At 49.5% G+C, this 24,347-nt stretch carries 28 protein-coding genes and 4 tRNA genes; 22 read left to right on the forward strand and 10 right to left on the reverse strand.

The annotated features are described in order from the left end of the window. The first annotated feature begins 6 nt into the window (after positions 1–6). Genes infA through rpsI form a run of 9 tightly spaced genes read left to right on the forward strand, consistent with a single transcriptional unit; the run spans position 7 to position 3,987 of the window. Positions 7–237: a translation initiation factor IF-1 gene (gene infA / locus VD907_02775; GenBank protein HYG83777.1), complete on the forward strand. Its 231-nt coding sequence runs from the start codon at positions 7–9 to the stop codon at positions 235–237. A gap of 25 nt (positions 238–262) precedes the next feature. Then, positions 263–379: a 50S ribosomal protein L36 gene (gene rpmJ / locus VD907_02780; protein HYG83778.1), complete on the forward strand. Its 117-nt coding sequence runs from the start codon at positions 263–265 to the stop codon at positions 377–379. Positions 380–382: 3 nt separating this feature from the next. Continuing rightward, positions 383–769: a 30S ribosomal protein S13 gene (gene rpsM, locus VD907_02785; GenBank protein ID HYG83779.1), complete on the forward strand. Its 387-nt coding sequence runs from the start codon at positions 383–385 to the stop codon at positions 767–769. A gap of 12 nt (positions 770–781) precedes the next feature. Continuing rightward, positions 782–1,174, forward strand: a complete 393-nt coding sequence (gene rpsK, locus VD907_02790) for a 30S ribosomal protein S11 (GenBank protein ID HYG83780.1) — start codon at positions 782–784, stop codon at positions 1,172–1,174. A gap of 3 nt (positions 1,175–1,177) precedes the next feature. Next, positions 1,178–1,795, forward strand: coding sequence for a 30S ribosomal protein S4 (gene rpsD, locus VD907_02795; protein ID HYG83781.1), 618 nt, complete (start codon positions 1,178–1,180; stop codon positions 1,793–1,795). A 20-nt stretch (positions 1,796–1,815) separates the two neighbouring features. Continuing rightward, positions 1,816–2,739, forward strand: coding sequence for a DNA-directed RNA polymerase subunit alpha (locus tag VD907_02800; protein HYG83782.1), 924 nt, complete (start codon positions 1,816–1,818; stop codon positions 2,737–2,739). A gap of 2 nt (positions 2,740–2,741) precedes the next feature. Further along, a complete protein-coding gene (gene rplQ / locus VD907_02805; GenBank protein HYG83783.1) occupies positions 2,742–3,149 on the forward strand; it encodes a 50S ribosomal protein L17 in 408 nt (135 codons plus the stop codon). Positions 3,150–3,151: 2 nt separating this feature from the next. After that, the gene (gene rplM, locus VD907_02810; GenBank protein ID HYG83784.1) at positions 3,152–3,589 is read left to right on the forward strand and encodes a 50S ribosomal protein L13; all 438 of its coding nucleotides are present in this window, start codon (positions 3,152–3,154) and stop codon (positions 3,587–3,589) included. Then, positions 3,589–3,987, forward strand: coding sequence for a 30S ribosomal protein S9 (gene rpsI / locus VD907_02815; GenBank protein HYG83785.1), 399 nt, complete (start codon positions 3,589–3,591; stop codon positions 3,985–3,987). The genes rplM and rpsI overlap by 1 nt, the downstream gene beginning before the upstream one ends. A gap of 34 nt (positions 3,988–4,021) precedes the next feature. Here the strand turns inward: rpsI and VD907_02820 are convergent, their stop codons facing one another. After that, entirely contained in the window at positions 4,022–5,260 is a 1,239-nt protein-coding gene (locus VD907_02820; GenBank protein ID HYG83786.1) for a trehalase family glycosidase, read from the reverse strand. Between the two features lie 61 nt (positions 5,261–5,321). On the opposite strand from VD907_02820, the gene trpS reads away from it, so the two are divergent. From trpS to rpmG, 10 genes are all read left to right on the forward strand, one after another. Continuing rightward, on the forward strand, positions 5,322–6,371 hold the full coding sequence (gene trpS / locus VD907_02825; GenBank protein HYG83787.1) for a tryptophan--tRNA ligase: 1,050 nt from the start codon (positions 5,322–5,324) through the stop codon (positions 6,369–6,371). A 2-nt stretch (positions 6,372–6,373) separates the two neighbouring features. Further along, positions 6,374–7,213 (forward strand): RluA family pseudouridine synthase, encoded by an 840-nt coding sequence (locus VD907_02830; GenBank protein HYG83788.1) that lies wholly within the window; start codon positions 6,374–6,376, stop codon positions 7,211–7,213. Next, positions 7,194–8,000 carry an AAA family ATPase gene (locus tag VD907_02835; protein ID HYG83789.1) on the forward strand — a complete coding sequence of 269 codons (807 nt, stop codon included), beginning with the start codon at positions 7,194–7,196 and terminating at the stop codon, positions 7,998–8,000. The genes VD907_02830 and VD907_02835 overlap by 20 nt, the downstream gene beginning before the upstream one ends. A gap of 31 nt (positions 8,001–8,031) precedes the next feature. Then, complete coding sequence (locus VD907_02840; GenBank protein ID HYG83790.1) at positions 8,032–8,685, forward strand: CDC27 family protein; 654 nt, start codon at positions 8,032–8,034, stop codon at positions 8,683–8,685. A gap of 145 nt (positions 8,686–8,830) precedes the next feature. Continuing rightward, positions 8,831–8,906, forward strand: a tRNA-Thr gene (locus VD907_02845). Between the two features lies 1 nt (position 8,907). After that, positions 8,908–8,993 (forward strand) — tRNA-Tyr (locus tag VD907_02850). 150 nt (positions 8,994–9,143) lie between these two features. Next, complete coding sequence (locus VD907_02855) at positions 9,144–9,407, forward strand: hypothetical protein (protein HYG83791.1); 264 nt, start codon at positions 9,144–9,146, stop codon at positions 9,405–9,407. Positions 9,408–9,448: 41 nt separating this feature from the next. Continuing rightward, positions 9,449–9,964, forward strand: coding sequence for a prepilin-type N-terminal cleavage/methylation domain-containing protein (locus tag VD907_02860; protein HYG83792.1), 516 nt, complete (start codon positions 9,449–9,451; stop codon positions 9,962–9,964). 49 nt (positions 9,965–10,013) lie between these two features. Beyond that, positions 10,014–10,088, forward strand: a tRNA-Thr gene (locus VD907_02865). 82 nt (positions 10,089–10,170) lie between these two features. Then, the gene (rpmG, locus tag VD907_02870; GenBank protein HYG83793.1) at positions 10,171–10,377 is read left to right on the forward strand and encodes a 50S ribosomal protein L33; all 207 of its coding nucleotides are present in this window, start codon (positions 10,171–10,173) and stop codon (positions 10,375–10,377) included. 56 nt (positions 10,378–10,433) lie between these two features. On the opposite strand, the gene VD907_02875 is transcribed toward rpmG, so the two are convergent. The 7 genes from VD907_02875 to VD907_02905 form a co-directional block, all read right to left on the reverse strand. Next, complete coding sequence (locus tag VD907_02875) at positions 10,434–11,165, reverse strand: hypothetical protein (protein ID HYG83794.1); 732 nt, start codon at positions 11,163–11,165, stop codon at positions 10,434–10,436. Then, on the reverse strand, positions 11,152–13,098 hold the full coding sequence (locus tag VD907_02880; protein ID HYG83795.1) for a glycoside hydrolase family 15 protein: 1,947 nt from the start codon (positions 13,096–13,098) through the stop codon (positions 11,152–11,154). The genes VD907_02875 and VD907_02880 overlap by 14 nt, the downstream gene beginning before the upstream one ends. Beyond that, a complete protein-coding gene (locus VD907_02885; protein ID HYG83796.1) occupies positions 13,083–14,303 on the reverse strand; it encodes a glycoside hydrolase family 57 protein in 1,221 nt (406 codons plus the stop codon). The genes VD907_02880 and VD907_02885 overlap by 16 nt, the downstream gene beginning before the upstream one ends. Further along, positions 14,300–15,487, reverse strand: coding sequence for a glycosyltransferase family 4 protein (locus VD907_02890; protein HYG83797.1), 1,188 nt, complete (start codon positions 15,485–15,487; stop codon positions 14,300–14,302). Before VD907_02890 ends, VD907_02885 begins: the two co-directional genes overlap by 4 nt. 87 nt (positions 15,488–15,574) lie before the next feature. Next, a complete protein-coding gene (locus VD907_02895; protein ID HYG83798.1) occupies positions 15,575–16,756 on the reverse strand; it encodes an FAD-dependent oxidoreductase in 1,182 nt (393 codons plus the stop codon). A gap of 92 nt (positions 16,757–16,848) precedes the next feature. Next, positions 16,849–17,163, reverse strand: a complete 315-nt coding sequence (locus VD907_02900; protein HYG83799.1) for a hypothetical protein — start codon at positions 17,161–17,163, stop codon at positions 16,849–16,851. A 233-nt stretch (positions 17,164–17,396) separates the two neighbouring features. After that, positions 17,397–17,999 (reverse strand): hypothetical protein, encoded by a 603-nt coding sequence (locus tag VD907_02905; GenBank protein ID HYG83800.1) that lies wholly within the window; start codon positions 17,997–17,999, stop codon positions 17,397–17,399. A gap of 124 nt (positions 18,000–18,123) precedes the next feature. On the opposite strand from VD907_02905, the gene VD907_02910 reads away from it, so the two are divergent. Continuing rightward, positions 18,124–18,200: transfer RNA gene (locus VD907_02910), tRNA-Trp, on the forward strand. 51 nt (positions 18,201–18,251) lie between these two features. Here VD907_02910 and VD907_02915 read toward each other — a convergent pair. Next, positions 18,252–18,881 (reverse strand): hypothetical protein, encoded by a 630-nt coding sequence (locus tag VD907_02915; protein ID HYG83801.1) that lies wholly within the window; start codon positions 18,879–18,881, stop codon positions 18,252–18,254. Between the two features lie 161 nt (positions 18,882–19,042). Here VD907_02915 and VD907_02920 point away from each other — a divergent pair, with 161 nt between their 5' ends. Then, on the forward strand, positions 19,043–19,435 hold the full coding sequence (locus VD907_02920; protein HYG83802.1) for an NUDIX domain-containing protein: 393 nt from the start codon (positions 19,043–19,045) through the stop codon (positions 19,433–19,435). A gap of 127 nt (positions 19,436–19,562) precedes the next feature. Here the strand turns inward: VD907_02920 and VD907_02925 are convergent, their stop codons facing one another. After that, positions 19,563–20,717: a hypothetical protein gene (locus tag VD907_02925; protein ID HYG83803.1), complete on the reverse strand. Its 1,155-nt coding sequence runs from the start codon at positions 20,715–20,717 to the stop codon at positions 19,563–19,565. Between the two features lie 118 nt (positions 20,718–20,835). Between VD907_02925 and VD907_02930 the strand changes: the two genes are divergently transcribed. After that, entirely contained in the window at positions 20,836–24,321 is a 3,486-nt protein-coding gene (locus tag VD907_02930; protein HYG83804.1) for a DUF4082 domain-containing protein, read from the forward strand. Positions 24,322–24,347 lie beyond the last annotated feature (26 nt).

Below are 24,347 nucleotides of genomic sequence, written 5' to 3' on the forward strand. Positions count from 1 at the left end.
TAGTTTATGGCTGAACAAAAAGGAGTAATCAAGGTAATCGGAACGGTAGTGAAACCACTACCCGGTGCTGAATTTATCGTCCGACTCGAGAATGGCCATGAAGTCACAGCACGTATTTCAGGAAGGATGCGTCGTAATTCTATCCGGTTAGTGCTTAATGACAAAGTCGAAGTTGAGTTGAGCCCCTACGACCTTACAAGGGGTAGAATCAGCTACCGGCTAAAAGATCAATCATAAAAGATAAAGGGAGATTTTGCTCGTTGTGAAAGTTCGTCCTAGCGTCAAGAAAATTAGTCCTGGTGACCAGCTAGTGCGTCGTAAAGGACGCCTGCGTGTCATTAACAAACGAAGACCTAAAAATAAGCAGAGGCAGGGATAGCATATGGCCAGAATAGCTGGAGTAACCATACCGACTGAAAAACAAATACAGATAAGCCTGAGATACATCTATGGCATTGGTCCACTTTTCGCTGCACAAATCCTCGAAAAGGCGAAAGTTGAGCCTACGAAGCGCGTAAAAGACCTTGGTGAAGACGAATTGAAGCGAATTCGCGAAGTAATCGATAGTGACTATACTGTCGAGGGTGACCTACAACGAATTGTATCGAACAACATCAAGCGCCTTAAAGACATCAACGCTTACCGTGGCTTGCGACACAAGAATAATTTGCCCGTACGCGGACAGCGAACTCGCACCAATGCACGAACTCGCAAGGGCAAGAAAACTACCGTCGGCGGCACTAAGAAGAAAGCACCATCAAAGACCTAAAGGATATAATGTATGGCAGAAAATAAGACTTCTACACGAAAGAAACAGCGACGTTCAGTACCAAGCGGGCAACTTCACGTTCAGGCTACCTTTAATAATACTATCGTTACCTTTACTGACAAAAAGGGTAACGTTTTGGCTGCATCAAGCGCTGGCGCTTGTGGTTTCCGCGGCAGCAAAAAGGGCACCGCGTATGCTGCTCAGATTGCAAGCGAGAAAGCTGCCGAAGCCGCAAAACAGTTGTATGGTTTAAACTCAGTTGACGTGTTCATTAAAGGCGTTGGCCTCGGACGTGATGCTGCTGTTCGCGCACTTCAGAATTTTGATATTGTCGTTGAAAGCATTAAAGACGTTACCGGTATTCCATTTGGTGGCGTTCGTCCACGCAAGCAGAGGAGAGCGTAGAACATGGCACGAGATCGTAGTCCAATTGTAAAACAAAGTCGCCGCGAAGGATATGCACTGCATCCGAAGGCGCACAAGATCATGATTAAGAAAAGCGGCATTCCTGGACAGCACGGCCGCAGTCGTCAGGGTAAAGCTAGTTTGTACGCTGTACAGCTTCGTGAAAAGCAAAAAGTTCGCCGCCTATACGGCTTACTGGAAAAGCAATTCTCACGATTAATGGCTGAAGCCAGCCGTACCGCCGGCCAGTCTGGTGAAACGCTCCTGCAATTACTCGAACGTCGACTCGACAATGCTGTCTACCGCGCTGGTCTCGCTACAAGCCGACGAGCCGCCCGACAGCTGGTCAGTCACGGTCACTTCATGCTCAATGGCCGCCGCGTCGACATTCCTTCAATCCGCCTTAAAGAAGGTGATGAGATTGTTGTTCGCCCAAAGAGCAAAGAGTCAACCTATTTCAAAGAAATCGATCAGGTAGTAAACAACACCAGTCAAGCACCACTGAGCTGGCTAAAGAGCGACACGAAAAAACTCACCATCAAAGTTACCGGCGTACCAAAGCGAGAAGAAGCAGAGCCTGAAATCAATGAGCAGCTAATCGTTGAGTACTACTCACGCTAAAAGAGTAAGGAGCAAATAAAGTGTCAAAAGTAATTCACAACCCAACACTCGCCAGCGTAGATGATCATTCATCTACCAGCGCAACATTCACCGTTGAGCCGCTCCACACGGGCTACGGCACCACCTTAGGCAACAGCCTTCGCCGCGTACTGCTTTCGAGCATTGCTGGTGCTGCTATCGTTGCTTTCCGTATTGAAGGCGCCACTCACGAGTTCACCACAATTAAAGGCATTAAAGAAGACGTCGTTGACATCATGCTTAACCTTAAAAGCGTTCGTCTTCGCGCCCACACCGATGGCCCATTCGAGCTCCGTCTTGAAAAGAAGGGCGCCGGAGCGATTACGGCTGCCGACATTAAAGCAACTGCCGACATCGAAATCGTCAACCCAGATGCCTATATCGCCACCGTCGACGATCCAAATACCAATGTGGTCATGGATATTGTCGTTGAAACCGGCCGCGGCTACCGCACCATCGAAGAATCGAGCGAAAAGCGTATTCACAGCGATATGATCGCTATTGACGCAATCTTTAGCCCCGTACAACGCGTTCGCTACAAGGTGGAAGATACCCGCGTAGGTCAAATGACCGACCTCAACAAATTGATGATCACCATTGATACCGATGGCTCAATCTCACCGCGCGAAGCCTTCGAAGAAGCAGCAGCGATTTTGGTTAATCAATTTACCGCACTTGCTGGTAGCACTAAGGTCGAAGCCGCACCTGCTGTTGGCCAAGCTAAAGACGATGCAAGCTCTGAGCTCGACACGCCTATTGAAGACCTAAACCTCAGTGCTCGTACCGCAAATGCATTAATAAATAATGATATCCGTACTGTCCACGACCTAGTAACCCTCAGCGAGGCCGACCTTCGTGAACTCAAAGGCTTTGGTACCAAGGCCCTTGATGAGGTCAAGGATAAATTGGCGGAGTTGGAGCTTTAAAAATGCATAGGCATGGATATAAAGGAAGAAAGTTTGGTCGTGAACGCGATCAACGAAACGCCCTCCTCAAAGGGCTGGTTGTGAGCCTTATCGAACACGGCAAGATTGAGACAACTTTGCCAAAAGCAAAGGAAATTGTTCCAGTCATTGAAAAACTAATAACCAAAGCCAAGAAAGGCGACCTCCATAACCGGCGCCAAATCATTGCAAATACCGGCTCGATTGACGCTGCTCATCGACTAGTTGACGTTATCGCACCCCAGCTTGGCGGTCGAGATAGCGGCCATGTCCGTGTGTCGCGTACCCGCTTGCGAGTTGGTGATAACGCCCAGCTTGCCAGCGTTAGTTTTGTCGACGAAATTAGTGACAAGCCTCAGGTAGCTCCGGCTAAAGAAGAGGTGAAAGCATAACTATGAATACGAAAACATATTCTCAGAAACCAGCAGAAGTAACCCGCAAATGGGTAGTAATCGATGCGTCATCAGCACCGCTCGGCCGCATTTCTACCACAATTGCTCGTTATTTAACCGGTAAATATAAGCCAACCTTTACCCCACATATTGATGGCGGTGACTACGTAGTAGTTATAAACGCTGCTGCCGCTGTGGTAACTGGCGATAAAGAAAAAGCAAAGACCTACTACCGCCACAGTGGATTCCCTGGTGGAATTACTAGCGCTAGCCTGGCAGAAGTTCGCGAAAAAGATCCTGCGCGTGTTATTACTGAAGCAGTAAAGGGTATGCTTCCTAAGAATAAACTTGCGGCTGAACGCCTGAAGCGCCTCAAAGTATTCACTGGCAGCGAACACACCCATGCCGCACAAAAACCTGAGAAAGTAGAGGTGAAATAATGGCGAATACTACATATTTCTACGGCCTCGGCCGTCGTAAAAGCGCAACTGCAACCGCACGCCTACTTAAAGGCAAAGGTGCAATTGTTATTAACGGCAAGCCAGCCGAAGAATACCTTAACGGTAATAAAACTTTGTTAGCTGAAATCTCTGATCCACTGGCACTTGTTAGTAAACAAAAAGAATTTGATGTCTCACTGCTTGTTAAGGGCGGTGGCCTAAGCGGTCAAGTCGATGCAGCAAAACTGGCTATCTCAAAAGCTCTGAGTGTCATGAACGAAGATCTTCGTGGCACCCTAAAGAAAGCACGGTTACTCAAGCGTGACTCTCGTGAAAAAGAACGAAAGAAGTACGGCCTCCGATCGGCGCGTAAACGCGAACAGTTCTCGAAGCGTTAATAAAAAATCCAGCTCCATCACCGAGCTGGATTTTTTATTGCCACATATCAAGCACTAGCCCGCCCCAAGTAAAGCCAGCGGCGCCATGGCCTTCGCCGGTTAATGGGTCGTAGTACTCTCGAAAACCAGATTTCTTGAGCAGTGCCAGCGAATCCTTAGCAATCCTATCGGCTTCTTCTAAAAAACCGTACTGTCGCAAACCTTTAATGATCAGCCAGTTCGACGCCATCCACACTGGGCCTCGCCAGTTTGTACCGGTCCACCAATCACCACGCCAATCGCCGCTCGGGTCAAAGCTTGGCTCGTTCTTAGCGACTGTCGGTACACTATAGGGCGTTTTAAACGTCTCTGGGTTAAGCAGCATCGAGTCTACCAACGTCATCGCTTCAGCGGCGCTTAAAAGGCCGGCATACAGTGGCATAAATATCCCCCAGGTTTTAGCTGGAATCACCTTTAGGGCATCGCCGTAGCCCATGGTTGAAAGAAACAGCCCGTCATGGTAAAACTTCTCACGCATAGCCTGCTTCATGGCAAGATGTTTTTGGTAAGACCAATCGGCAATTTCGTATTCTTGCACCAAATCAGCCAGCCGGGCGGTAATGGCTAAACTTTCGCATAAAATACTATTAATCGGCACGTCACGTACCCAGTGCCGGACATCCATGCGCTGCTTCACGACAAATCGGGCATCGCGCCAATCGTGCACTAGTTTAAGACGTGAAGAAAAATTATCGACGAACTGATGCTTTGGGTTTGTAAAACCGAGCGCCATATCAAACCGCGGCGAATTATCTTCGCCGGATTCATCTGGGTTAATAACCCCTATTAAGTGCGTGTGTCGTGGGTCACGATGACGAAATAAATACCGGTGAAATTTATCTATCCGCGGCACCATTTCTTTTACAAACTCGAGGTCTGGCTCGCGCGCATTAATCTTATCGACCGCTGCGGCAATGAGTGGCGGTTGCGTAATGCTGCTGGTGCGCCGTTTGCCCCAGCTTATCTCGGGGAAAAAACTTTTTTTCACCGGTTGCCAGTAAATCATGTGGGGGATCATACCATTTGAAAATTGCGCGCTTACCAATGACCGCAGCTCGGCCTTCGCTGCTTGGCTATCAAAATAACTTAACGTAACGGCGTGAAAACAGCTATCCCATAGCCACTGATACGGGTAAGTATCTTCTGATGGCACAGTATAGAGGTGACCTTTTACCTGTCGTCGATTTTTGGCATATAACAGCTTCACCTGCTCGCGCAGTTCGTCAGTAATCATAACCATATTGTAGCAAGCCATTTCAAGAATTAGCTAATAAAAGGTATAATAAGGGGTAATTATGCAAAAAGATACTATTCTGACCGGTATTCGGAGTAATGATGAATTGACGCTTGGTAATTACATAGGCGCAATATTGCCTATGGTGCGTTTGCAGCAAGAACTTGCCGGCTCGCACCAAATCAACATGTTCATACCTGATCTTCATAGCTTTACCACGCCTATCGACCACAGTGTGCTGTATGATAATGTGTTAAAAGGCTTCGCTTATTATGTGGCGGCCGGGCTCGACCTCGAACAGCCTGATACGTTTATCTATCGCCAAAGTTATATCTCTGCCCACGCCGAGCTAACCTGGATACTCGACTGCTTCACGTATTACGGCGAAATGACCCGCATGACGCAGTTCAAGGATAAATCTGCTCAACATCAAGGTAACATCACCGTGGGTTTGCTCAATTATCCGGTGCTCATGGCCGCCGATATCTTGCTATATAACGCCAAATGGGTGCCGGTTGGCGACGATCAAACACAGCACCTCGAAATTACCCGGGATATCGCCCAGCGGCTTAACCATAAATTTGCCGATATCTTTCCAGATGGAGTGTTTGTGGTGCCAGAAGAAGTAAAGAAACAGGTTGCCTTCAAAAAACAAACTGCTGGCGGCCGAGTAATGAGCCTCACCGATCCGACGAAAAAAATGAGTAAAAGCCTTAAAGACCCTAAAGGCACTATCCTGCTTAGCGACGAACCGGCTGCGGCTGCTAAAAAAGTAATGAGTGCTACCACTGACAGCGAGGGGGTTATCCATTACGACACCGCCAAGCAGCCAGGAGTCAGCAACTTACTTGAAATCTTAGCTGTACTATCTGGCCAGCCGCTTGAATCTGTGGTTGCCGACTGGACAGGCAAAGACCGTTACGGAGATTTAAAGAAAGCCGTCGCAACTGCCGTGGAGGAGTTTTTGAGCGGCTTTCAGCAGCGATATCACCAAATCGATACCCAACATTTAATCAAAAAGCTCGAACAAGACGAAGCGGCCATGCGAAGCATTGCCAACGCTACTTTGCTCCGAGCACAGCGAGCGGTCGGCTTGCGGCCACGGGAGTAACAATGCGACTTGATGCTTATTTAGCTGAATTTTGGCCCGAGCATTCCCGAACAACCTGGCAAAAATACTGCACTCAAGGGTTCGTAAAGGTGAATGGTGAGGTTATTACATCGCCCAACAAACAGCTCAGCGAAGACGACATCGTCACGGTGGACGTACCAGAAGCTGCACCGATTGCCCCGCTCGACCTGCCGGTGCTTTATGAAGATGAAAATGTAGTGGTCATCAATAAGCCGGCTGGTATTTTGACACATGCCAAGGGCGAGCAGCTTGAAGAATTCACGGTGGCAGAATTTATGCGGCCCCGAACAACTTTTGGCACCGAAGGCAATCGGCCGGGGATTATCCATCGCCTCGACCGTGACACGAGTGGCGTGCTCATTGCTGCTAAAAATCCGGAAGCGGCGAGTTTGCTGGGGAAGCAATTTTCAGAGCGAAAAGTAAAAAAGACGTACGTTGCCGTAGTAACCGGTGTACCTGAAGTTGCGACCGCCAAAATTGATCTGCCCATCGGGCGTAATCCTAAGGCGCCAGCAACATTTCGTGTTGATAAAAACGGCAAGGCAGCTGAAACAGTATTCGAAACCCTGGCGCATAACGACCGCGAAACCCTGCTGCTCCTGAAGCCGCTCACTGGGCGAACGCACCAATTACGGGTGCACATGGCTTATTTGAACTGTCCGATAAAAGGCGATCGTGTGTATGGTACGCCTGCCGAACGCCTGTTTTTGCACGCCTGGCAGCTAGAAATTACCGTTCCTGGCGGTATACGAAAAACGTTTATCGCTCCCGTTCCGGATGACTTTACCGAGCAATTTAACTATGTCCTTGCAGCTGCATAGCCACACCAAAACCATCGTCGGTAGGTTAACCCAAGCTCTGCCCCATGCGGTACTGCTGAGCGGCGCCGAGGGCATTGGTCTGCATACAATTGCTACTTTTATAGCCAAGCAACACACAAAATCGGTGATTGATGTTACCAGTACGAACGATAGTATTGGCATCGAGGTTATTCGTGAACTATACGCTCAGTTGCGTACTCGACCGCACGGATCGGTAGTGGTTATTATTGATGATGCAGAAAAAATGACACCTGAAGCCCAGAACGCCTTTTTGAAGCTACTGGAAGAACCGGGGCAGGGAATCGCCTTCATACTAGCTTCACACGCACCAACACGGCTCCTTCCAACCGTGCTCTCACGAGCACAGCAGTACCAATTGCAGCCCGCGCAGGCCAGTGAACAATTCATTACCTCTTTAGCTAACATACCCATCGATGCAACCAAAAAGAAACAGATTGCCTTTATAGCCGCTGGCTTACCGGCAGAAATTGTCCGGCTGATACGCGATAAAGACTATTTTGCGCTTGCGGCGGCTACCATGCGCTCGGCCCGGCAGTTTTTAGAAGCCGACAATTACGGAAAACTGCTGATAATTCATGCAACTAGTGCCGACCGGATCCAGGCCCAGCGTTTCGCGCGAAGTCTTGAAATAGTACTTCGACACACTCTTGAACGCGCGCCAGCCACCCAGACCGCACAGTTACTTTTACAAGTACTCGAAGTGCAAGAAAGACTACTCGCTAATGGCCACCCGCGCACTCAGTTGTTGCGATTAATTTTTGAATGATGTAAAGAGTTTGTTATACTAAGGAACATACATGTTTGGTCTTTTACTCGTCATCATCTTAGGTATTTGGGTTTTGTTGTACCAGAAGTCCGAAGAAACTGCCACCGACATGCCGGTGAAGTTAGTCGACCGGCTCGATAAATTATGGCAAGTTGCCCAAGAAAGCTTAAAAGAAAAGAAGTACCTACGGGCTGAAAAGGCACTCTTGACTATTCTTCGAGTTGACGAACGCAGCGCTACTGCCTACAACCGCCTCGGTATACTCTACGCCAAACAACGTGCCTATGAAGACGCCATTGAGTGTTTTGAGATCGCCCAGAGCCTCGAGCCAAGTGCATCCAGCCTGCACAACGTCGGGCTCATTTACTACGAAACCGGCAAATACGAAAAAGCTGCTTTAGCGTTTGAACGCGCAATTGAAATGGAAGACGACCTGGCCGCCCGCTATATCGCCTACGCTAAAGTACAAGAAAAACTTAACAACATACGTAAAACAATTAACGCCTTAGAACACGCGGTAAAGTTAGAACCAAACCCGCAAAGCCTTACTATTCTGGCTGACGCCTACGAACGTGATGGCCGGCCGGAGCTCGCCGAAAAATTACGCAGCAAAATTGTCCGCATGACCGCCGCCCAGACCACTGTGCCGAAAAAAATCAAGCAACCCCGCCGGGTGATAATGTAGCTTCTGTCTCCAACCGTCCGTAATCAAGGTCCTATCGGCGTAAGTCGATAGGACCTTTACCATGCTTTCCCAGTTTGTTTTTATTAACAAAGCTTGAATGAAACCGGAGTTTAAGGTATTATTGTCTGCGTACTACACTAATTATGCCGACATAGCTCAGTTGGTAGAGCAGCGGTTTTGTAAACCGCGGGTCGTGGGTTCGAGTCCCTCTGTCGGCTCCAGGCTGGGGTAGTGAAGCGGTCAAACACATCAGACTGTAAATCTGACGGCATTCGCCTTCGGGGGTTCGAATCCCTCCCCCAGCACCAAGAAAAACACCTCTTACCGGGTGTTTTTCTTTTTTTAGGAAAAATAACCGCTATAAATAAAGCCAGCTTCAGGACCCGCAGAGCATCGATCGCCCGCAATTATTGACTTAATCATTCACACGTGATATAATATAATGAACAAGGAGTCATATGCCACAAGCAATCAAGAATTGGTCCACCAAAACTGGCGACCGCACAAAACTGCAGCACGTCTATCTCGCACTTGCGGGTGTACTTATTATTATTGCTGGTTTAGTAAGCTTATTGAACCCTGAACTCGGGCGGCTGATTGTTTGCCTCGCCCTCGGCGCGCTGGCTATTTTTGCAATCAACGGTATTGTATGGGCGGTGCTCTATTCGCTGTTGTATCCGCAACCCAGCGTTCAAGAAAAAACCAGCGCTAAACGTAAATAGTTTTCAATTTGTAAGCGGTAGTGCTTTATAATAGTACTACTATGAATCGCGGCTTTTCAATTATCGAAGTTATTGTGGTGATTGCGGTTATCGCTATTCTGGCGACTTTTGCCAGTGTTGGCTATAGTGCAGTCAATCAGCAATCTCGCGACACTAAACGCCGCACCGACTTAGAAACATTAGCCAAAGCGATGCAATCCTGGGCAAATGATGCCGCCAAGAAACCAACCGAAACTGGCGCTGGCCGTAACGGCCTGGGGGAGGGCTATGTTCGCGGCGAAGGATCAGAGTACGCTGCCAATATCGATACGCTGCTGGCGCCTTCAGGAGACATCAAAGACCCGACAACTCCTTCTGGGCCAGGCTCGTACATGTTTTACAGCTGCAAGAAAAACGATCCAGACAACACGACCTACGGCTTTTTCGCTAAACTCGAATCGCCAAATGATAGAGATACGACTACCATTAGCGAGTGGCAAAGCAAAGGCTGCACCACCGAGCCACTCGATCCGCTATTTGGCATGAATTATGTCCATATTTTTACCCATCGATTCTAAAATCGCTTCATTTTCATAAAAATATCTGCTATACTATAGCCTGTTACACGCCCAAGTAGCTCAGAGGTAGAGCACTTCCATGGTAAGGAAGGGGTCACGAGTTCAATTCTCGTCTTGGGCTCCAGAGATTATTACAATCTAGTCAGATGCCACTATCTGTGATATAATTTTAAAAAGTTTTTAATAGCAATAATAAGTAGAGATTTATGGCAAAAAAGAATACCAAGCGAATCATCATTGCTCTTGTCAGCAAGCTTACCGGCCACCGCACCTATGTTACCCGCAAGAATACGCAGAATACCCCGCACCGGTTGGTACTACGCAAGTTCGACCCGATTGCACGCGTACACGCCGAGTACGAAGAGACCAAGAAAAACCTTGGCCGTAACGTGGTAAAAGCACGTAAAAGCTAATCTGGCATACTTCCTAAAAATACAGCCTTCGCCTTAAACCTGTGGGGGCTTTATTTTTAGGATTGTTGCGTGACGCTCGCCGCAACTTGGCTGTCAATTTGGCCAGCTAGCCACAAGCCATTCTTTAACAATACTTCCAGCGAAGCCAATGTCACCGGCTGATTACTAAGATAGACAAACAGTTTGTCATCTTGCAGTTCGATTTCAAAACGATCAAAGTAACGCCCAATGGTGGCGGTGGTATCAAGCGAGAAAAGCCGCACTAGTTCCTCGGCGCTTTCGGGAGTTGAAAAAGTGGTAAACCGCTCTCGAAATAGCGGATCATGATTTCGCCATACACTTGCCGGAAGCGGCTGGAACCGAGCATATTTTATAAAAAAGTGCGAGTAAAAGACCTTTGGGTGTGAGAGCGATGTAAAAAAGGCGTGCGGCAACCCTGAGCTGCGTAGATCAATTTGTAAAATAATCCAATTATAGCGCTGGGTGCGGGCGCCAGGTGCCTTTAGGACATCGGTGCGTTCAACCAGGATAATATCATAACCATAGGCGCTCCCGACGCTATAATGGTTGTCGGTATGGCCAACAGAGAGCGTGAAACCGCGCACTAATTCGTGCTCATCTGCGTGCTGATCAACAAATCCAAAATACACTAACCCGAGCTGGGCGGAGAAAGCTTCAATGACTTTACGGTGAGTATATTTTTGCATCATGCGGCTGGGTAATAGGCGCTGCAATGCATGGAGCGCTTTTGTATGAGGTTTTATAGATAGAGGTTTATTTGTGGTCATAAAGTTTCATATCGAGCAGCGTATTAATGAATTCAGCCTGGCTCCAGGCAAGGGGTGCCACCGATAGCCACGATTCATCATAGGGGTTAATTTGTTCCGGTAGCACGCCTGTTTTTGCCATATGGCGCTGCACCCAGGCAATTATTGCTTCGGCTTTTTCTACTTCATCGAGCTCCAGGTGATACTGTGCGAGCCATAAACTAGTCACAAACCATGGATTACCCAAGCTTTCAGCTGAAACTCGCCGGTAATTATCGTGCATGTAGCGCGGCAAACCCGGGTGCTGGTCGCTTAGTCCGAAAGCTTTCTGCGAAGTTTCAACGCTGGTGCGTAAAATTGCGCTATCCAATGGGAAGAGCCCGAACATAAAAGCTCCAAAAATGCTTGCGTTATCTATAGTAGCATCCGGGGTGACGGTGCCGTCAACCGCAATATGTACGCCTTTATTAAGGCAAGCGGTGTCGGAGTTGTACAGGTATTTCTCGGCCGCTTCGCCAATATCAGTTGCAGCCGCCCGCCAACGGACAGCGCTCCCTGAATCTTGCTTAATTTCGGCCAAGTCAGCCGCCGCCAGTAATGCCGCATAAACAACAGCCGTCGTGTAAGTGCTGGTAATAAACACTTCCTCCCAAAGGTCGTAGCTTGGTTTGGGCAGGTGAGTGTGTGGGTCAATATAGCTAGCTAAGAAATCGGCCATTGGTTTTACCAGCGCATCATAGTAGCTATCAAGCACCGCTGCTTGCGGATGAAGCCGATAATAATGAGCAAAAATGAACAGCACGATCGCCGTTTCGTCTTCCTGAATTGGTGGAGCGGTGCGTTCGCCATGAACATAAGGGTGCCAGCTGGAGCCAAGGGCGCCATCGGCTTGGTATTTATGCATTAAGTAGCCTTTTGGATGCAGCACACGGCGGCAAAAGTCAAAAAAGCGCAGCGGCTCGTCTTCGTAGCCCAGACGAATGAGTGGCCAGACCACATAAGCGCCGTCGCGTGGCCAACAGTAGGCATACGCATCACGGGAATAATTGAGCATGGTAGTATCGGTGCTCGCGATAACTGCGCCCCGTTTATCTATATGAGCTTTTAGTAGCAGCACGCTATTGATAAAGTCCTGGCGATAACGTTCATCAAGCTTACTGGCAAACTTTTCGGCTTTTTTGAGCCATTTATGCCACCATATGTCGGTGGTGAGAATCCGGTGCAACACCCCTTCGGCCCGGATTTTGCGATCAATATCGAGCGCTTCTTCGGGTGTTTTGCCAGCGGCAATCCAGTAGTGTACCCGGGTGGAATCGTGCGCATCGAGCGAGAGCTCAAAGCCAAGCACCGAGTCCACCCGCCCATGCTCGACGGCATTTTGCCACAGCTCGCCATCTTCAGCATCACGGTAGGTGCCGTCATGGCCTTCAATACCAAAAAGCCCTACACTGTAGCGCGTGAAGGTGCGGCCGTGGTTATCGGTGGCGCCAATTGTAAAAGCCCGGTGGCCTTTGTAATGCAAAATAACTTCGTCGTCGGGTAGGCACTGCGCGGTGTCGCCACCCCAAGTATCACCAATCGCAAATACCTGGTGCAGAAATAGCCGAATCGTTCGCGGCTGGTCGCGCTCATTCACCACATGGATGTTGCGGAGGAAGGCATTTTGCGTGGCATCGACTGCATCTTCAAACTCCAGTAGTATGCCTAAGCCTTCGTGCCGAGCTATGGTTTTACCTATCAGCGCATTAAAAGGATACGAGAATTCAAACTGCCAATTGCCATCGTCCAACCAGCTAAAGGTGCCGTTTTCCCAGACGCCTATCCGGTGGCGTAGCGATTTTGCCGCTGCGTGGTTTTCTAGGCCAACGTATGGATAGTAAAAATCGTGCACCAAGCCAAAATTATTAAGCCCGACATGAAGTTCGCCATTACTGAGTATTATTGGTCTAGCCACTGCAGCCCTCCCTTTCTGTGTTCCATTATACGCCAGCGCAGGTCACGAAGGGTATTCATAAAGTAAATAAATGCCTCATATGGCGATTCGTAAGGGCTAAAATAAGCATGTACGTCGCCATCTTTGAACCATTTTGTGCACATATAGTACACGTGATCGGATGTTTGTAGGCGGCGCCAGTCATCAATCAGCCCGTCATCGCCCGAGCGTAAAATATCTTCTTCTAGGTTGTAAAGGTACTTTAAGGCTTCTTGTTGCATAGCGTTTCCAAGCCAGGCCGATAAGTCACGCTCGGTGTCTGCCCAGGTAACGGTGTTGGGCATATCAACTTCATCTACCGGCGGGTAAGCGCTAATGGTTTCACTTAAGGTACGAAACGTGCGCTCGGGGGAGGCCAGCCACTGGCTAGCAAAATCAGCAAAAAAACTAAACACGCCCGTGTCTTGCCACTGGTGCTCGCCAAATGTTTCGTAATCCATAAATAAATTAATGGTCTGGGCATCAGAAGCATCGGCCCAGGCAACATATTTTTCAGCCGTGAGCGGCCATTCCTGCCAGGCTGTATCCGAAAAACGAAACGCTAGGTCATCGCTTAAGCGATAATTCTTCAGCAGTAACGAAATAGCTTTCGTTTGCGCCGGCCGATAAACATAATTTGGCGAGCGTACGCCCAAAACTGGATCCCAACCTTCTGCAATAACACCCTTATATCCGGCTTGCTCGGCCCACTGCCCAAGTTGATTGTTATACGCCAGTTCGGTATTGCGAAACACGCTCGGGCGCACGCCAAAAAGCTCTTGTATTTTGGTTTGATGTTGCTGCACCTGCGCCTCAAACTCGGTTCGACTATAAAAAAAGGCCAGGCTATGATGATACGTTTCGGCCACAATCTCCATCCGGCCGGTGCCAACAAGTCGCCGAAAACTTTCAAGTACATCGGGCGCCCAAGCTTCGGCTTGTTCAATAAAAGTGCCGGTAATACTCAAACTGCAGCGGAAAGCCGGATGTTCTTGTAGTAACCTTTCAAGCAATTGATTCATTGGCCGGTACGATTTTTCGGCGACTTTTTCAAAGATCTCACGGTTTTTATCGCTATCCTCGGCGCTAAAGTAATTGTGAGCCGTAGCAGTATCAAACACCGTATACGGTCGAAGTCGAAACGGCTGATGTACGTGCAGATATAGCGCAATGCTTTTTGGCTTCATGCTCGTACCTCGGCAAGCTGTTTGTATAACCCAAGACACTGCTTGGCGACGTCCTGCCAAGAAATCCGGGCATATTCTTGGGCGACGTTTTTTCGCAGTTCAAAATATAGAGCCGGTGAGGCAGCCACCGCCACCAATTGATCGGCTAACCGATCAGTTTCCCAGTAGTTGAAACGAAGCACGCTGTGGAGCACTTCACCAACGCCAGATTGGCGACTTAAAACCACCACTGTGTCGCTGGCGGCAGCTTCAAGCGCAGTTAAGCCAAATGGCTCACTGACCGAACTCATCACAAAAGCGTCGGCAATCCGGTAGGCGTCGCGCCACTGTTTACCACGTACAAAGCCCGTAAAAAAGACTTTATCGGCGATGCCAAGCGACGCCGAAAGCTCTAAAAGCTCGTCCCTCAGTTCACCGTCACCAGCAACCACAAACAATAGCTTGTCGTATTTTTCGGAGGCACGGGCAGCGGCCCGAAGGAAATAGGTCAGGCCCTTTTGCACGGTTAAGCGACCAAGCGTCACGACGACGCGGTAGCCCTCGCGTTTCATGGCCTCAAGGTAAGCGTAGGTGTTGGTATCTTGAACTTCAGCGTATTGCGCCTCATCGGCAGCGTTATAGACCACTGCAATTTTTTCGGCCGGAATACCGTAGTGCTTGACAATAATATTTTTGGTAATGTTACTGACGGCGATGATTCGATCGGCCATTTCAAGCCCCATTTGTTCAATCTCGTGAATAAAAGGATTGCCATAATGTTCGCCCGAACGGTCGAATTCGGCGGCGTGCACATGGGCAATTAAGGGGACGTTCGCGATGTGCTTGGCTCGCACCGCCGCTTCCATTGTCAGCCAATCGTGGGCGTGAATCACCTGCGGCCGCTGTTGGCGCACGAGCGTTTCGGTAAAGGCGGCATATTGCTGCTGGATGCTTCTGATTGTTGCGCCGGCACCGCTAGCAAAAGGTGGGTGACTATAGGTGGTATAGGTTATTTTGTCCGGGGTGGTGGGGGTAGCGCCGTGGACCTTCATAAAAGAAATATCGTGCCCAACCGGATTATAGGGGAGGACAAAGTCAATGTCGGCCCCTTGCACCGCTAGGGCCTTAGACATATTATAACAAGCAACCCCCAAGCCTCCACTGTTGTGCGGCGGCAGCTCCCAACCAAGCATCAATATCTTCATACCACCCTTAGATAGATAATCCTGCCTTCATTTTATTATCCGTAGTATATCGGTTTAGGCTAGAATAAGCAATGCTTATGCTTTATGCTAAGCTTTTGATTTCTTGCATACAGGGCAGTCTTCGTCGCGGTGATAGCGCGCTCGCCAGGCGCGAAAGGCCTTACTGAAACTGAGGAGATTCTTATAATTTTGAAATTCATGAAATCGTCGCAGCGCTGCGGCAATTTTTCCCGTCACACGCATGCCCGATGATTCATAAATTGCCCAGTCGTCGCCCACCGGCACAGTTACGGGGTGAGCTTTTGGCACATAGGCGTAGGCCGGCAAGCCATTTGCCAGCCGGTTAAGGTGGCGGGCCACAAAACTCGCGTCGTACAGCGCGGTAGTGGCAACGCCGGTGTAAGGAGTCGCGGCGTTATCGCCAATCACAAATACATTCGGTGCGGCTTCAAGGTGCCGATCAACCTCCACCCGGCCATTTTTGGCAAGCTTAAATATATGCGCGTGCGCCGCAAAGAACGGATGGTTTGCCACCCCCGATGTCCACACCACTGTTTGCGACGGAATGTCTTGGCCATCTATCATTACGCTATCATCGTCCATCGACTCAACCTTTTTATTAACGAGTACGCTTACCCCCAGTTCTTGTAGCCGTTTAGTAACGGCCGCACTCGCAGCTTCGCTCATTCGGGGGAGTACTCGTGGCGCGGCTTCAACCAAAGTTAAATTGATGGTAGCTTTTTTAATAGCATGCGCCGCAGCGATCTGGGTAAGATAGGTTTTTAGAGCCGCCACTAATTCAACGCCGGTGGGGCCGGCGCCCACCACGACGTAATTCTTATCCATGTGCTTATCTTCAGTTAACTCTTTATGCAAATGCTGCTTAAACCGCGTCACTTCGTTCAAAGTTTTGATGCCGTAACTATGCTCGGCGAGGCCTTTAATACCAAAGTAGGTAGTCACGACACCCATGGCAAAAATTGCCTTTTCAAACGGATAATTTTTCTTACCAATAACTAATTTTCGCTCAAGATCAAGTGAAGTAATCCGATCTTTCACCACAGTCACATTTTTGTAACCAGCAAAGATATCCCGTAGCGGCACCACCGACTCATCGCGGCTACGGCCTGTAGCGGTGGCGTACAGGGTAGCGTGGTGCAGGAAATAATCTTCATCTGAAATAAGGGTAATTGAGAAGTCAGCATGCTGCCCGAGTTCCAGAGCCGCTTTCACTCCACCAAATCCGCCGCCAACAATGACAATTTTCATACTACGCTCCGTCTACGTTTGAGATGCTTATGCTTTCAGTATAGTTGAAAGCTAACAGCACACCAACTCTCAATTAGCTTGATCGAATAGGGTTATATACTACCAATAATTCCATCGACCAGAAAAAGTATCCAGCCGGCAAATCCCCAGAGTAAAGCACATTTTAGCGAGTGCCCACGGATAAGATACCAGCACGAGCTAAAAACGCCAAACGCAAAAATGATGCCGAATATAATTAAAGCAACGAGTGGCAAAAACAAGGCTAAAAGCCCATCGAGAATGACAAATCCAATAATAAAGCGGCCAAGTGTTCGCGCCGATGGCGAAGGCGTGACGCCAGGAACTTTACGCGGGCAAACACACGTTTTCATTTGGGCGCGTTCTGCGGCTGATAATCTGATGTGCATGTTTTTATTTTACCTCTTTTGAAAGCCGAGGTGGAAGATGCAGTTTATTTTAATCTCGCGAGTTCAACCCGAATATTCTTACCAGCATACCCATCTCTATTAATTCATGCCTTTGAGCCAAGCAATTTCATTACAGCTTTGATGCCATCACCGCGCTCGGTTGGCCAAATAATGACTTATAGATACAGCGCACTACGCGGGCCAGCTTAATAGCCCGAGTAGTGCGCTACTTGTTACCGCAGTGCCTTGGCGATTCGTGGCTGGAGACGCCTCAAGGTCATCAGCGGATCTTCGCTGTCAGTCCGCACCCTGACGTAGACCCTCATCCCATTCTTAACCTCAGCGGTAGTTGCGACGCCACATTCGTCTCGCAGCACACTCCGAACCGCCTGCGAATCGCTGTTGAGCACTGGGAGGCTCAACGCAAATACCATCTGGGCGCGGACAAACTTGCCCGACTTCAGGCTGTCAGCCAGTTGCCTAGGCTGAATTCCATCGCCCCGCACGGACCCGTTCTGAGAGGCATATAGCTTCGGTTCCTGAAAGGTAACCTTGATGTCGCCCTTGCCGTAAACGTCCATCAACTTTTGGACGCCCTGCTGGGTTTCGAGCTCCGGAATGCGCCCGCCGTTGGTCTTGATGAGGAAATAATCCGCAGTGTCGTGGTATGGCTGCGTATCGATACTGAAGTCCGCCGCATGAATCATCAGGATGCGAAGAGCGCGGGCGCCCTCTTGGGTCAGCTCGTTGTCGCGACCTCGCATTGACGTTCCAAAAGCGATACCAATCCCCTCACGGGTAACCGTGACGCTTTCTACCAAAATCTGGATAGACATGATCCTCCGCTCGACAGAGAGTACAACTATGTATTGTACAACATTAATGATAATATTTCAACCTTAGGGTAATGCACTTCTTCTCGATTTCACGGCGCTGTTGTGCTATAGTAAGGTGCGTTATAGGAGTGTAGCTCAGCTGGCCAGAGCATCGGTCTCCAAAACCGAGGGCCGGGGGTTCGAATCCCTCCACTCCTGCCATGATATCAATAGATCGACTGTAGATATTTTTATAGCTAATTTAATCCCAAGTTAGATCCGACAGCTCAATAGAAAAGCTGGATAATAGGGTAGAGTTTTATGGATATATAAGTAAACCCCGCCTCTTTTTATAGAGACGGGGCATTGCCACACTGTTAGCTCAAGCAACTCACGCACCTCAAGCCAATCCTGGACGACCACGATCCGGTCGTCATCCAACTTGGCCAGCTCTTCTGCCTTTGGGCGAAAAGCAATTCGGAGTCGAACGCAATCAGGCAGTTCCTGAAGAACTTGAATCCGGTCATCAACAAATGCTTCAAGCCCAAGAACGGCGGCGATGATCGCCTTATGAGGGCGCTTCTCACAAAACAAAACATGATTTTCTCGTAGCGAAGCAGCAACTTTATCCAGCTCAAACCGGCGCGGCAGAGCAAAACAGCTCTCATGGAAACCAGTAAGCGTGAAGAAGCCTTCTTGGCGCAACCACTTCCCAGAGAAGCCTTGCACCCGTGGCCCGCAAGCTGACACAATCCAGTTGCTTTCGGGCCCGTTCTGTGCAACAGCAGCTGCTACCGTTTCAAATCCGCCCGGAATACGCTGGGCGGCCGTCAGATCGCCCTTCGTCAGAAATTCTGTGTCTGAGGCACAGAGTACATTCCCAAGATCAAAGCCAATTCTCATCTCGCCACCTACCAGGTGCAGCAATTGCCATATTATAGCATTTCTTGATTATAACATGATATCCCGATCATGAAATAGTATAGGCTGCTAACAGATCTGTCGGGATATCGCAGTCGGACTAATATTTTAATGCCTACCCGACATTCTGCTATGCTATACCTATGACCACTCCAAGAGAACGATTCAAACTCATACCAGCTGTCTATTTACTCCTTCGGCGCGACAATGAAATACTGTTATCAATGCGCGCCAACAGTGGCTATCAAGACGGTAAATACAGTGTAGTTGCCGGCCATTTAGATGGCGACGAGCTTGCCACCGATGCCATGGCACGCGAGGCCAAGGAAGAGGCGGGAATTACAATTAGGCCGCATGACCTTCGATTGATGCACACCTGCCATCGTTTAACGAGGAATAAGGTGGTGAGGAGCGACTTGATTTATTTTTTGAAGCACGCCACTGGCAGGGCGACATTTTTAATGCCGAGCCCGAAAAGTGCGATAATCTTTCGTGGTTTCCGGTTGATAACTTGCCCGAGAACATGCTGCCGTTAGTAAAGCTGGTCATTGAAGACGTGCAGCGGGGGATAGGGTATTCGGAATATACCGAAGAACCAGCCTAGCAAATAGCGACTCGACACTTTACTTACCGGAAAGCCGGGACGCTTTTAAAGCGCCTTATTTAATAACGATAAATAGCCGCCGCCAAACTTGGCGTGCCAATAAGCGAAGCATCAACCCCTAAAACAGCGCCTCCTTGCGAACTTACCACTTGCACGGCATCGCGCAGACCATCTCGATATTCGCCTTGTAAACGAATGAGTGGCCCATCTGCAGTCTCGCTGACCGAATCGTTGGTTTCTGGCACAATCCCAACCAGCAACGTGTCAACCCGACCCATGGCCGCTGCTTCTTTTATTTCAGTCATGTCGCTTGAAGCTTGCTTGAGGCCTTTGAGTTCATGAAACTTCTCGGCGTGCTGGGCGAGCTTTTTTTGAACCACTTCTTGAAGAATCGTCGCCCAGGAAAGTTTGTGCAGTTCGGGCAGTGGCGTTTGGGTATAATTGCCTTGAATATGTACGGGTAGCAGGTGAGATAGCTTGCTTATTGCCTTGTAATCACTGGCTTCGCTATCGGTAGCGGCAAGCAAGATAGGGAATTGACTATCAACCGCTGGCGACCGCGCAATAGTGTCGTCTAGTATGCGAAAATATTTTAAGCGTTCTTCTTGCCCGGCATGATTGGAATCGCCCTGGCCATGCGAACTGAACTTTTCATTGCCCTTACCCGGAACCGAGATGCCGCGGATGGTGTTGCTACCAGAGAACATCTCATCAATGTTCAGTGCATCTTCAGGGCTGGCCGGAAAGTTAATTGTCACAGGCGCCAGGCCGTACATATCCCCATAGAATAATTTTGAATTGTGGAGCGCTAGTGTAAAAAGATAATAGGGTTGATTTAGTTCATCAACAATTTGTAGCGGCGCGACATCAAATGTGTCGCCGACATAGATATATTCATCACTTTCAATCGGCAGGTGATAAAAGTGAACCTGCTGCTTGCTGGCAAAGACGGCCAAACTTCGGGAGGTATCGTTCCAAAAAGCGCGATCTTCATTTTTTTCTTCCAACTGCTTGCGTATGGCGGCAATTTTCTGCGGGTTGACCTGCTGTTCCCACTCTTCAAGACCACGCCTCAGAAGATTCTTAAACCTCGCCTGATCTTCGCTCACTGCTTGCAAGCTCGATTCTTTATGCGTTGGCATATACATAGTCAGTTGCGCCGTGCCACGCTGTTCGGCCAGCTGGTTGATGATTGATTTTGAAACCTTATTCATAGCACCTCCTTAAGAAGTTAATGGTTGCTATATATCTATTGTAACACTCCTTGAGTATTGCGGAATGGTGCCGCGCTCTATATGATAGGAGCACATCATTTGTTTCAATAGGGGAAATATGCGAAACACACTACACACTACCTTGCGGCGCGCTACAGTTACTTTACTTTCGGCGATGCTGCTTGCAATTACCATACCATTCACCGCTACGGCGCTCGATTGTCCGTGCAGTCTGTGGGGAGCAGCAGACACGCCGGCGGTGCTTCACGCTAACGATACTCAGGCGGTTGAACTAGGCGTAAATTTTCAGACAAATGTCGCTGGTGTGATTTCAGGTATCCGGTTTTATAAAGGACCAGAAAATACTGGCACGCACCGGGGCAGTTTATGGTCTGAAAGTGGCACTTTGTTGGCTCGGGCAACGTTCTCTAACGAGTCGGCTAGTGGTTGGCAACAAGTCTATTTCGATACTCCGGTGACTGTTACTGCTCATACTACCTACGTGGCGTCGTATTATGCACCCAATGGTAACTATTCGTATAACGCTGGCCAATTCAACGAGCCAAAAACCAACGGTCCGCTTACTGCACCTGCCAATAACGGCGTGTTTAGCTATGCGAATGGTGGCGGCTTCCCGACGACGATTTACAACAATACTAACTACTGGGTTGATGTTATTTTTACAGACGCTACCGGGCCAGACACCACGCCGCCGAGCGTTACCATGGTGACACCGGCACCGAATAGCGCAAACAACGCCGTAACGACTTCGGCGACCGCCACTTTTAACGAGGCGATGCAGTCAAGTAGCGTTTCAGAGGCCACAGTTGAGTTGCGCGATACCACCAACACTCTTATTCCTGCCACTATTAGCTACAACCAAACAGCCCACACCGTCACCATCGATCCGGTTAACGATTTAGCACCTGGCGCCACATATGCGGCCACTATTAAAGGTGGCTTGTTTGACCCACGGGTGAAGGATGCCGCCGGCAACGCCTTAACAACAAGCTTTACCTGGCAGTTCACTACCGCCCAGCCATCAGTGCCGTCAGATATTGAACAAGGGCCAGGCGGGCCAATTCTGGCAATTACTGCAAATAGTCGACCGTTTAGCAAGTATTACGCCGAGATTTTGCGCGCTGAAGGGTTAAACTTATTTGAAACCCGCGATATTACCGAGGTTACCTCGAGCAGCTTAAGCCTCTACGAGGTAGTGATTATTGGAGATTTGCCACTAACCACCACACAAGTCGCCATGCTCAGCGATTGGGTACATGCTGGTGGTAACTTAATCGCAATGCGCCCCGATAAAAAACTGTCGGAGCTGCTAGGGCTCACCGATGCCAACACGACACTGTCTGATGCTTACCTGCGGGTCAACAGTGCCACCAATGTGGGGGCGGGTATCGTTACTGAAACTATGCAATTTCATGGCACCGCAGATGCCTACACTGCCCAAACCGGCACAACCGTCCTTGCCAGTCTCTATGCCACCGCCACCAACACTACAGCGTATCCGGCGGTGACGGTAAAAAACGTCGGTAGTGGCCAAGCTGCCGCCTTTACTTACGACCTCGCCCGATCGGTGATCTATACCCATCAGGGCAACCCTGCCTGGGCTGGCCAGGAGCGCGATGGATTAGCACCAAAACGATCGAACGATATGTTCTTTGGCGGCGACCAGCCCGATTACATTGACCTCAATAAAGTAGCGATTCCTCAAGCCGACGAACAGCAGCGACTACTGGCAAATCTGATTTCAGAAATGAACCAGGATAACCAGCCCTTGCCAAAATTCTGGTATTTCCCGAAAGGCGAGAAAGCTGTGCTGGTGATGGCCGGTGACGATCATGCCACAGCTACCGGTACAAAAGACAGCTTTAATTATATGCTGGCCAATAGCCCGGCGGGTTGCAGTGTGGATAATTGGGAATGCATTCGGGCGACATCACTGATTTATGAATCATCTCCACTGACCAACCAAGAAGCAGCGCAGTTTACCGCCCAAGGGTTTGAAATTGGTTCGCATATCAGCACCGGCTGTGATAACTGGACACCGCAATCGCTGATCCAAGCCTTTACCGATGAGCTCGGTACCTTCCGCTCAAAATATACCAGCCTGCCACACCAAGTGAGCAGTCGCACCCACTGTATTGTCTGGAGCGACTGGGCAACTTCGCCGAAAGTCGAGCTCGCAAATAATATTCGGCTTGATCTAAATTATTACTATTGGCCGGGCAGCTGGGTGCAAAACCGCCCCGGGTACTTTACTGGTTCGGGTCTGCCAATGCGGTTTGCCGACAGCGACGGTTCAATGATTGATGTTTACCAACTACCATCGCACTTAGTCAATGAAAACGGCGCTTCGTACCCGAATGCGATCAATCTGCAGATCGACCGCGCACTAGGGCCAGAAGGCTATTATGGCGCAATTGGCACGCACTACGATTACAGCGACCCGTTTGATCGACAGCTTGTACAATCGGCCAAGACTCGCGGCGTACCTATGGTATCGGCTAAGCAAATGCTCGAATGGACCGATGCGCGTAACGATTCGTCGTTTGTGGACCTCGCCTGGAATGGCAACAACTTTACTTTTAATGCAGTAGTGCACAGTGACGCGCACGCCATGATGCGGGCGATGCTACCGGTACATACGAAGAATGGTTCCCTCGTGAGCATTACTTCCGGCAGCAATAGCGTGTCGTTTACGCTCGAAACAATAAAAGGCGTCGAGTATGCCTTCTTCCCAGTTACGAGCGGCCAGTACACCGCAGCTTACGCTATCGATACCACGCCACCTACCGTCAGCAGCACCGTCCCAGCCGCCGATGCCACTAGCGTAGCCAAGACCACCGCCATTACCGCCACCTTTAACGAAGCCCTTAATCCAAGCACGGTCAACAGCCAAACTTTCACACTACAGACCACTGCCGGCGCAGCCATTGCGGGCACGGCGGCCTACGATAGCGCCAGTAAAACTGCCATCTTAACACCAGCCTCACCGCTGGCTGCCAATACCGTCTACACCGCTAAGCTACGCGGCGGCGGTGCCAGCCCGCGGGTAGAGGATATGGCGGGGAACGCCTTGCCGGCAGATGTCAGCTGGAGTTTCACTACTACCCAAGGGCCAGTTTGCCCCTGTAGCTTGTGGCCTGATAACCCAACGCCCGCCACTCCCAGCGTTGACGATCCACAAGCTGTAGAGCTAGGTGTTAAATTCAGCTCAGAAACAGCCGGTAAAATCACGGGGGTTCGCTTTTATAAAAGCCAAAACAACCTCGGACCGCACACGATTTCCCTTTGGGGTGCTGACGGTACGCCGCTTGCGACCGCTGCAGTAACGAGTGAAACCAGCAGCGGTTGGCAATCTGCCTCATTTAACACTCCTGTAGAAATTCAGGCCGATACCCCCTACGTGGCCTCGTACTTTACACCCACGGGGTATTATTCAGCTAATAGCGGCTATTTTGATCAACCGCATGTCGCAGCGCCCCTTACTGCACCGATCGGGGCGGGTGTCTATACTTATGGCGGCGGTTTTCCCACCAGCTTTTACAATAACGCCAACTATTGGGTGAGCCCGATTTTCGAATCCTAATTCCCATAAAAACGGCCGGACTTATG

It is taken from the genome of Verrucomicrobiia bacterium (assembly GCA_035629335.1).
Taxonomy (GTDB): Bacteria; Patescibacteriota; Saccharimonadia; order Saccharimonadales; family Saccharimonadaceae; genus DASUUR01.

Excerpts from the sequence above, each read along its gene's own strand:
- VD907_02860 (HYG83792.1), top strand. The coding sequence starts at position 9,449 with ATGAATCGCGGCTTTTCAATTATCGAAGTTATTGTGGTGATTGCGGTT.
- rplM (HYG83784.1), top strand. The coding sequence starts at position 3,152 with ATGAATACGAAAACATATTCTCAGAAACCAGCAGAAGTAACCCGCAAA.
- VD907_02875 (HYG83794.1), bottom strand. The coding sequence starts at position 11,165 with ATGACCACAAATAAACCTCTATCTATAAAACCTCATACAAAAGCGCTC.
- VD907_02830 (HYG83788.1), top strand. The coding sequence starts at position 6,374 with ATGCGACTTGATGCTTATTTAGCTGAATTTTGGCCCGAGCATTCCCGA.
- VD907_02885 (HYG83796.1), bottom strand. The coding sequence starts at position 14,303 with ATGAAGCCAAAAAGCATTGCGCTATATCTGCACGTACATCAGCCGTTT.
- rpsM (HYG83779.1), top strand. The coding sequence starts at position 383 with ATGGCCAGAATAGCTGGAGTAACCATACCGACTGAAAAACAAATACAG.
- VD907_02890 (HYG83797.1), bottom strand. The coding sequence starts at position 15,487 with ATGAAGATATTGATGCTTGGTTGGGAGCTGCCGCCGCACAACAGTGGA.
- rpsD (HYG83781.1), top strand. The coding sequence starts at position 1,178 with ATGGCACGAGATCGTAGTCCAATTGTAAAACAAAGTCGCCGCGAAGGA.
- VD907_02930 (HYG83804.1), top strand. The coding sequence starts at position 20,836 with ATGCGAAACACACTACACACTACCTTGCGGCGCGCTACAGTTACTTTA.
- VD907_02900 (HYG83799.1), bottom strand. The coding sequence starts at position 17,163 with ATGCACATCAGATTATCAGCCGCAGAACGCGCCCAAATGAAAACGTGT.
- rpmG (HYG83793.1), top strand. The coding sequence starts at position 10,171 with ATGGCAAAAAAGAATACCAAGCGAATCATCATTGCTCTTGTCAGCAAG.
- VD907_02925 (HYG83803.1), bottom strand. The coding sequence starts at position 20,717 with ATGAATAAGGTTTCAAAATCAATCATCAACCAGCTGGCCGAACAGCGT.
- VD907_02915 (HYG83801.1), bottom strand. The coding sequence starts at position 18,881 with ATGAGAATTGGCTTTGATCTTGGGAATGTACTCTGTGCCTCAGACACA.
- rplQ (HYG83783.1), top strand. The coding sequence starts at position 2,742 with ATGCATAGGCATGGATATAAAGGAAGAAAGTTTGGTCGTGAACGCGAT.
- infA (HYG83777.1), top strand. The coding sequence starts at position 7 with ATGGCTGAACAAAAAGGAGTAATCAAGGTAATCGGAACGGTAGTGAAA.
- VD907_02840 (HYG83790.1), top strand. The coding sequence starts at position 8,032 with ATGTTTGGTCTTTTACTCGTCATCATCTTAGGTATTTGGGTTTTGTTG.
- rpsI (HYG83785.1), top strand. The coding sequence starts at position 3,589 with ATGGCGAATACTACATATTTCTACGGCCTCGGCCGTCGTAAAAGCGCA.
- VD907_02855 (HYG83791.1), top strand. The coding sequence starts at position 9,144 with ATGCCACAAGCAATCAAGAATTGGTCCACCAAAACTGGCGACCGCACA.
- VD907_02835 (HYG83789.1), top strand. The coding sequence starts at position 7,194 with ATGTCCTTGCAGCTGCATAGCCACACCAAAACCATCGTCGGTAGGTTA.
- VD907_02905 (HYG83800.1), bottom strand. The coding sequence starts at position 17,999 with ATGTCTATCCAGATTTTGGTAGAAAGCGTCACGGTTACCCGTGAGGGG.
- VD907_02820 (HYG83786.1), bottom strand. The coding sequence starts at position 5,260 with ATGATTACTGACGAACTGCGCGAGCAGGTGAAGCTGTTATATGCCAAA.
- VD907_02920 (HYG83802.1), top strand. The coding sequence starts at position 19,043 with ATGACCACTCCAAGAGAACGATTCAAACTCATACCAGCTGTCTATTTA.
- trpS (HYG83787.1), top strand. The coding sequence starts at position 5,322 with ATGCAAAAAGATACTATTCTGACCGGTATTCGGAGTAATGATGAATTG.
- VD907_02895 (HYG83798.1), bottom strand. The coding sequence starts at position 16,756 with ATGAAAATTGTCATTGTTGGCGGCGGATTTGGTGGAGTGAAAGCGGCT.
- rpsK (HYG83780.1), top strand. The coding sequence starts at position 782 with ATGGCAGAAAATAAGACTTCTACACGAAAGAAACAGCGACGTTCAGTA.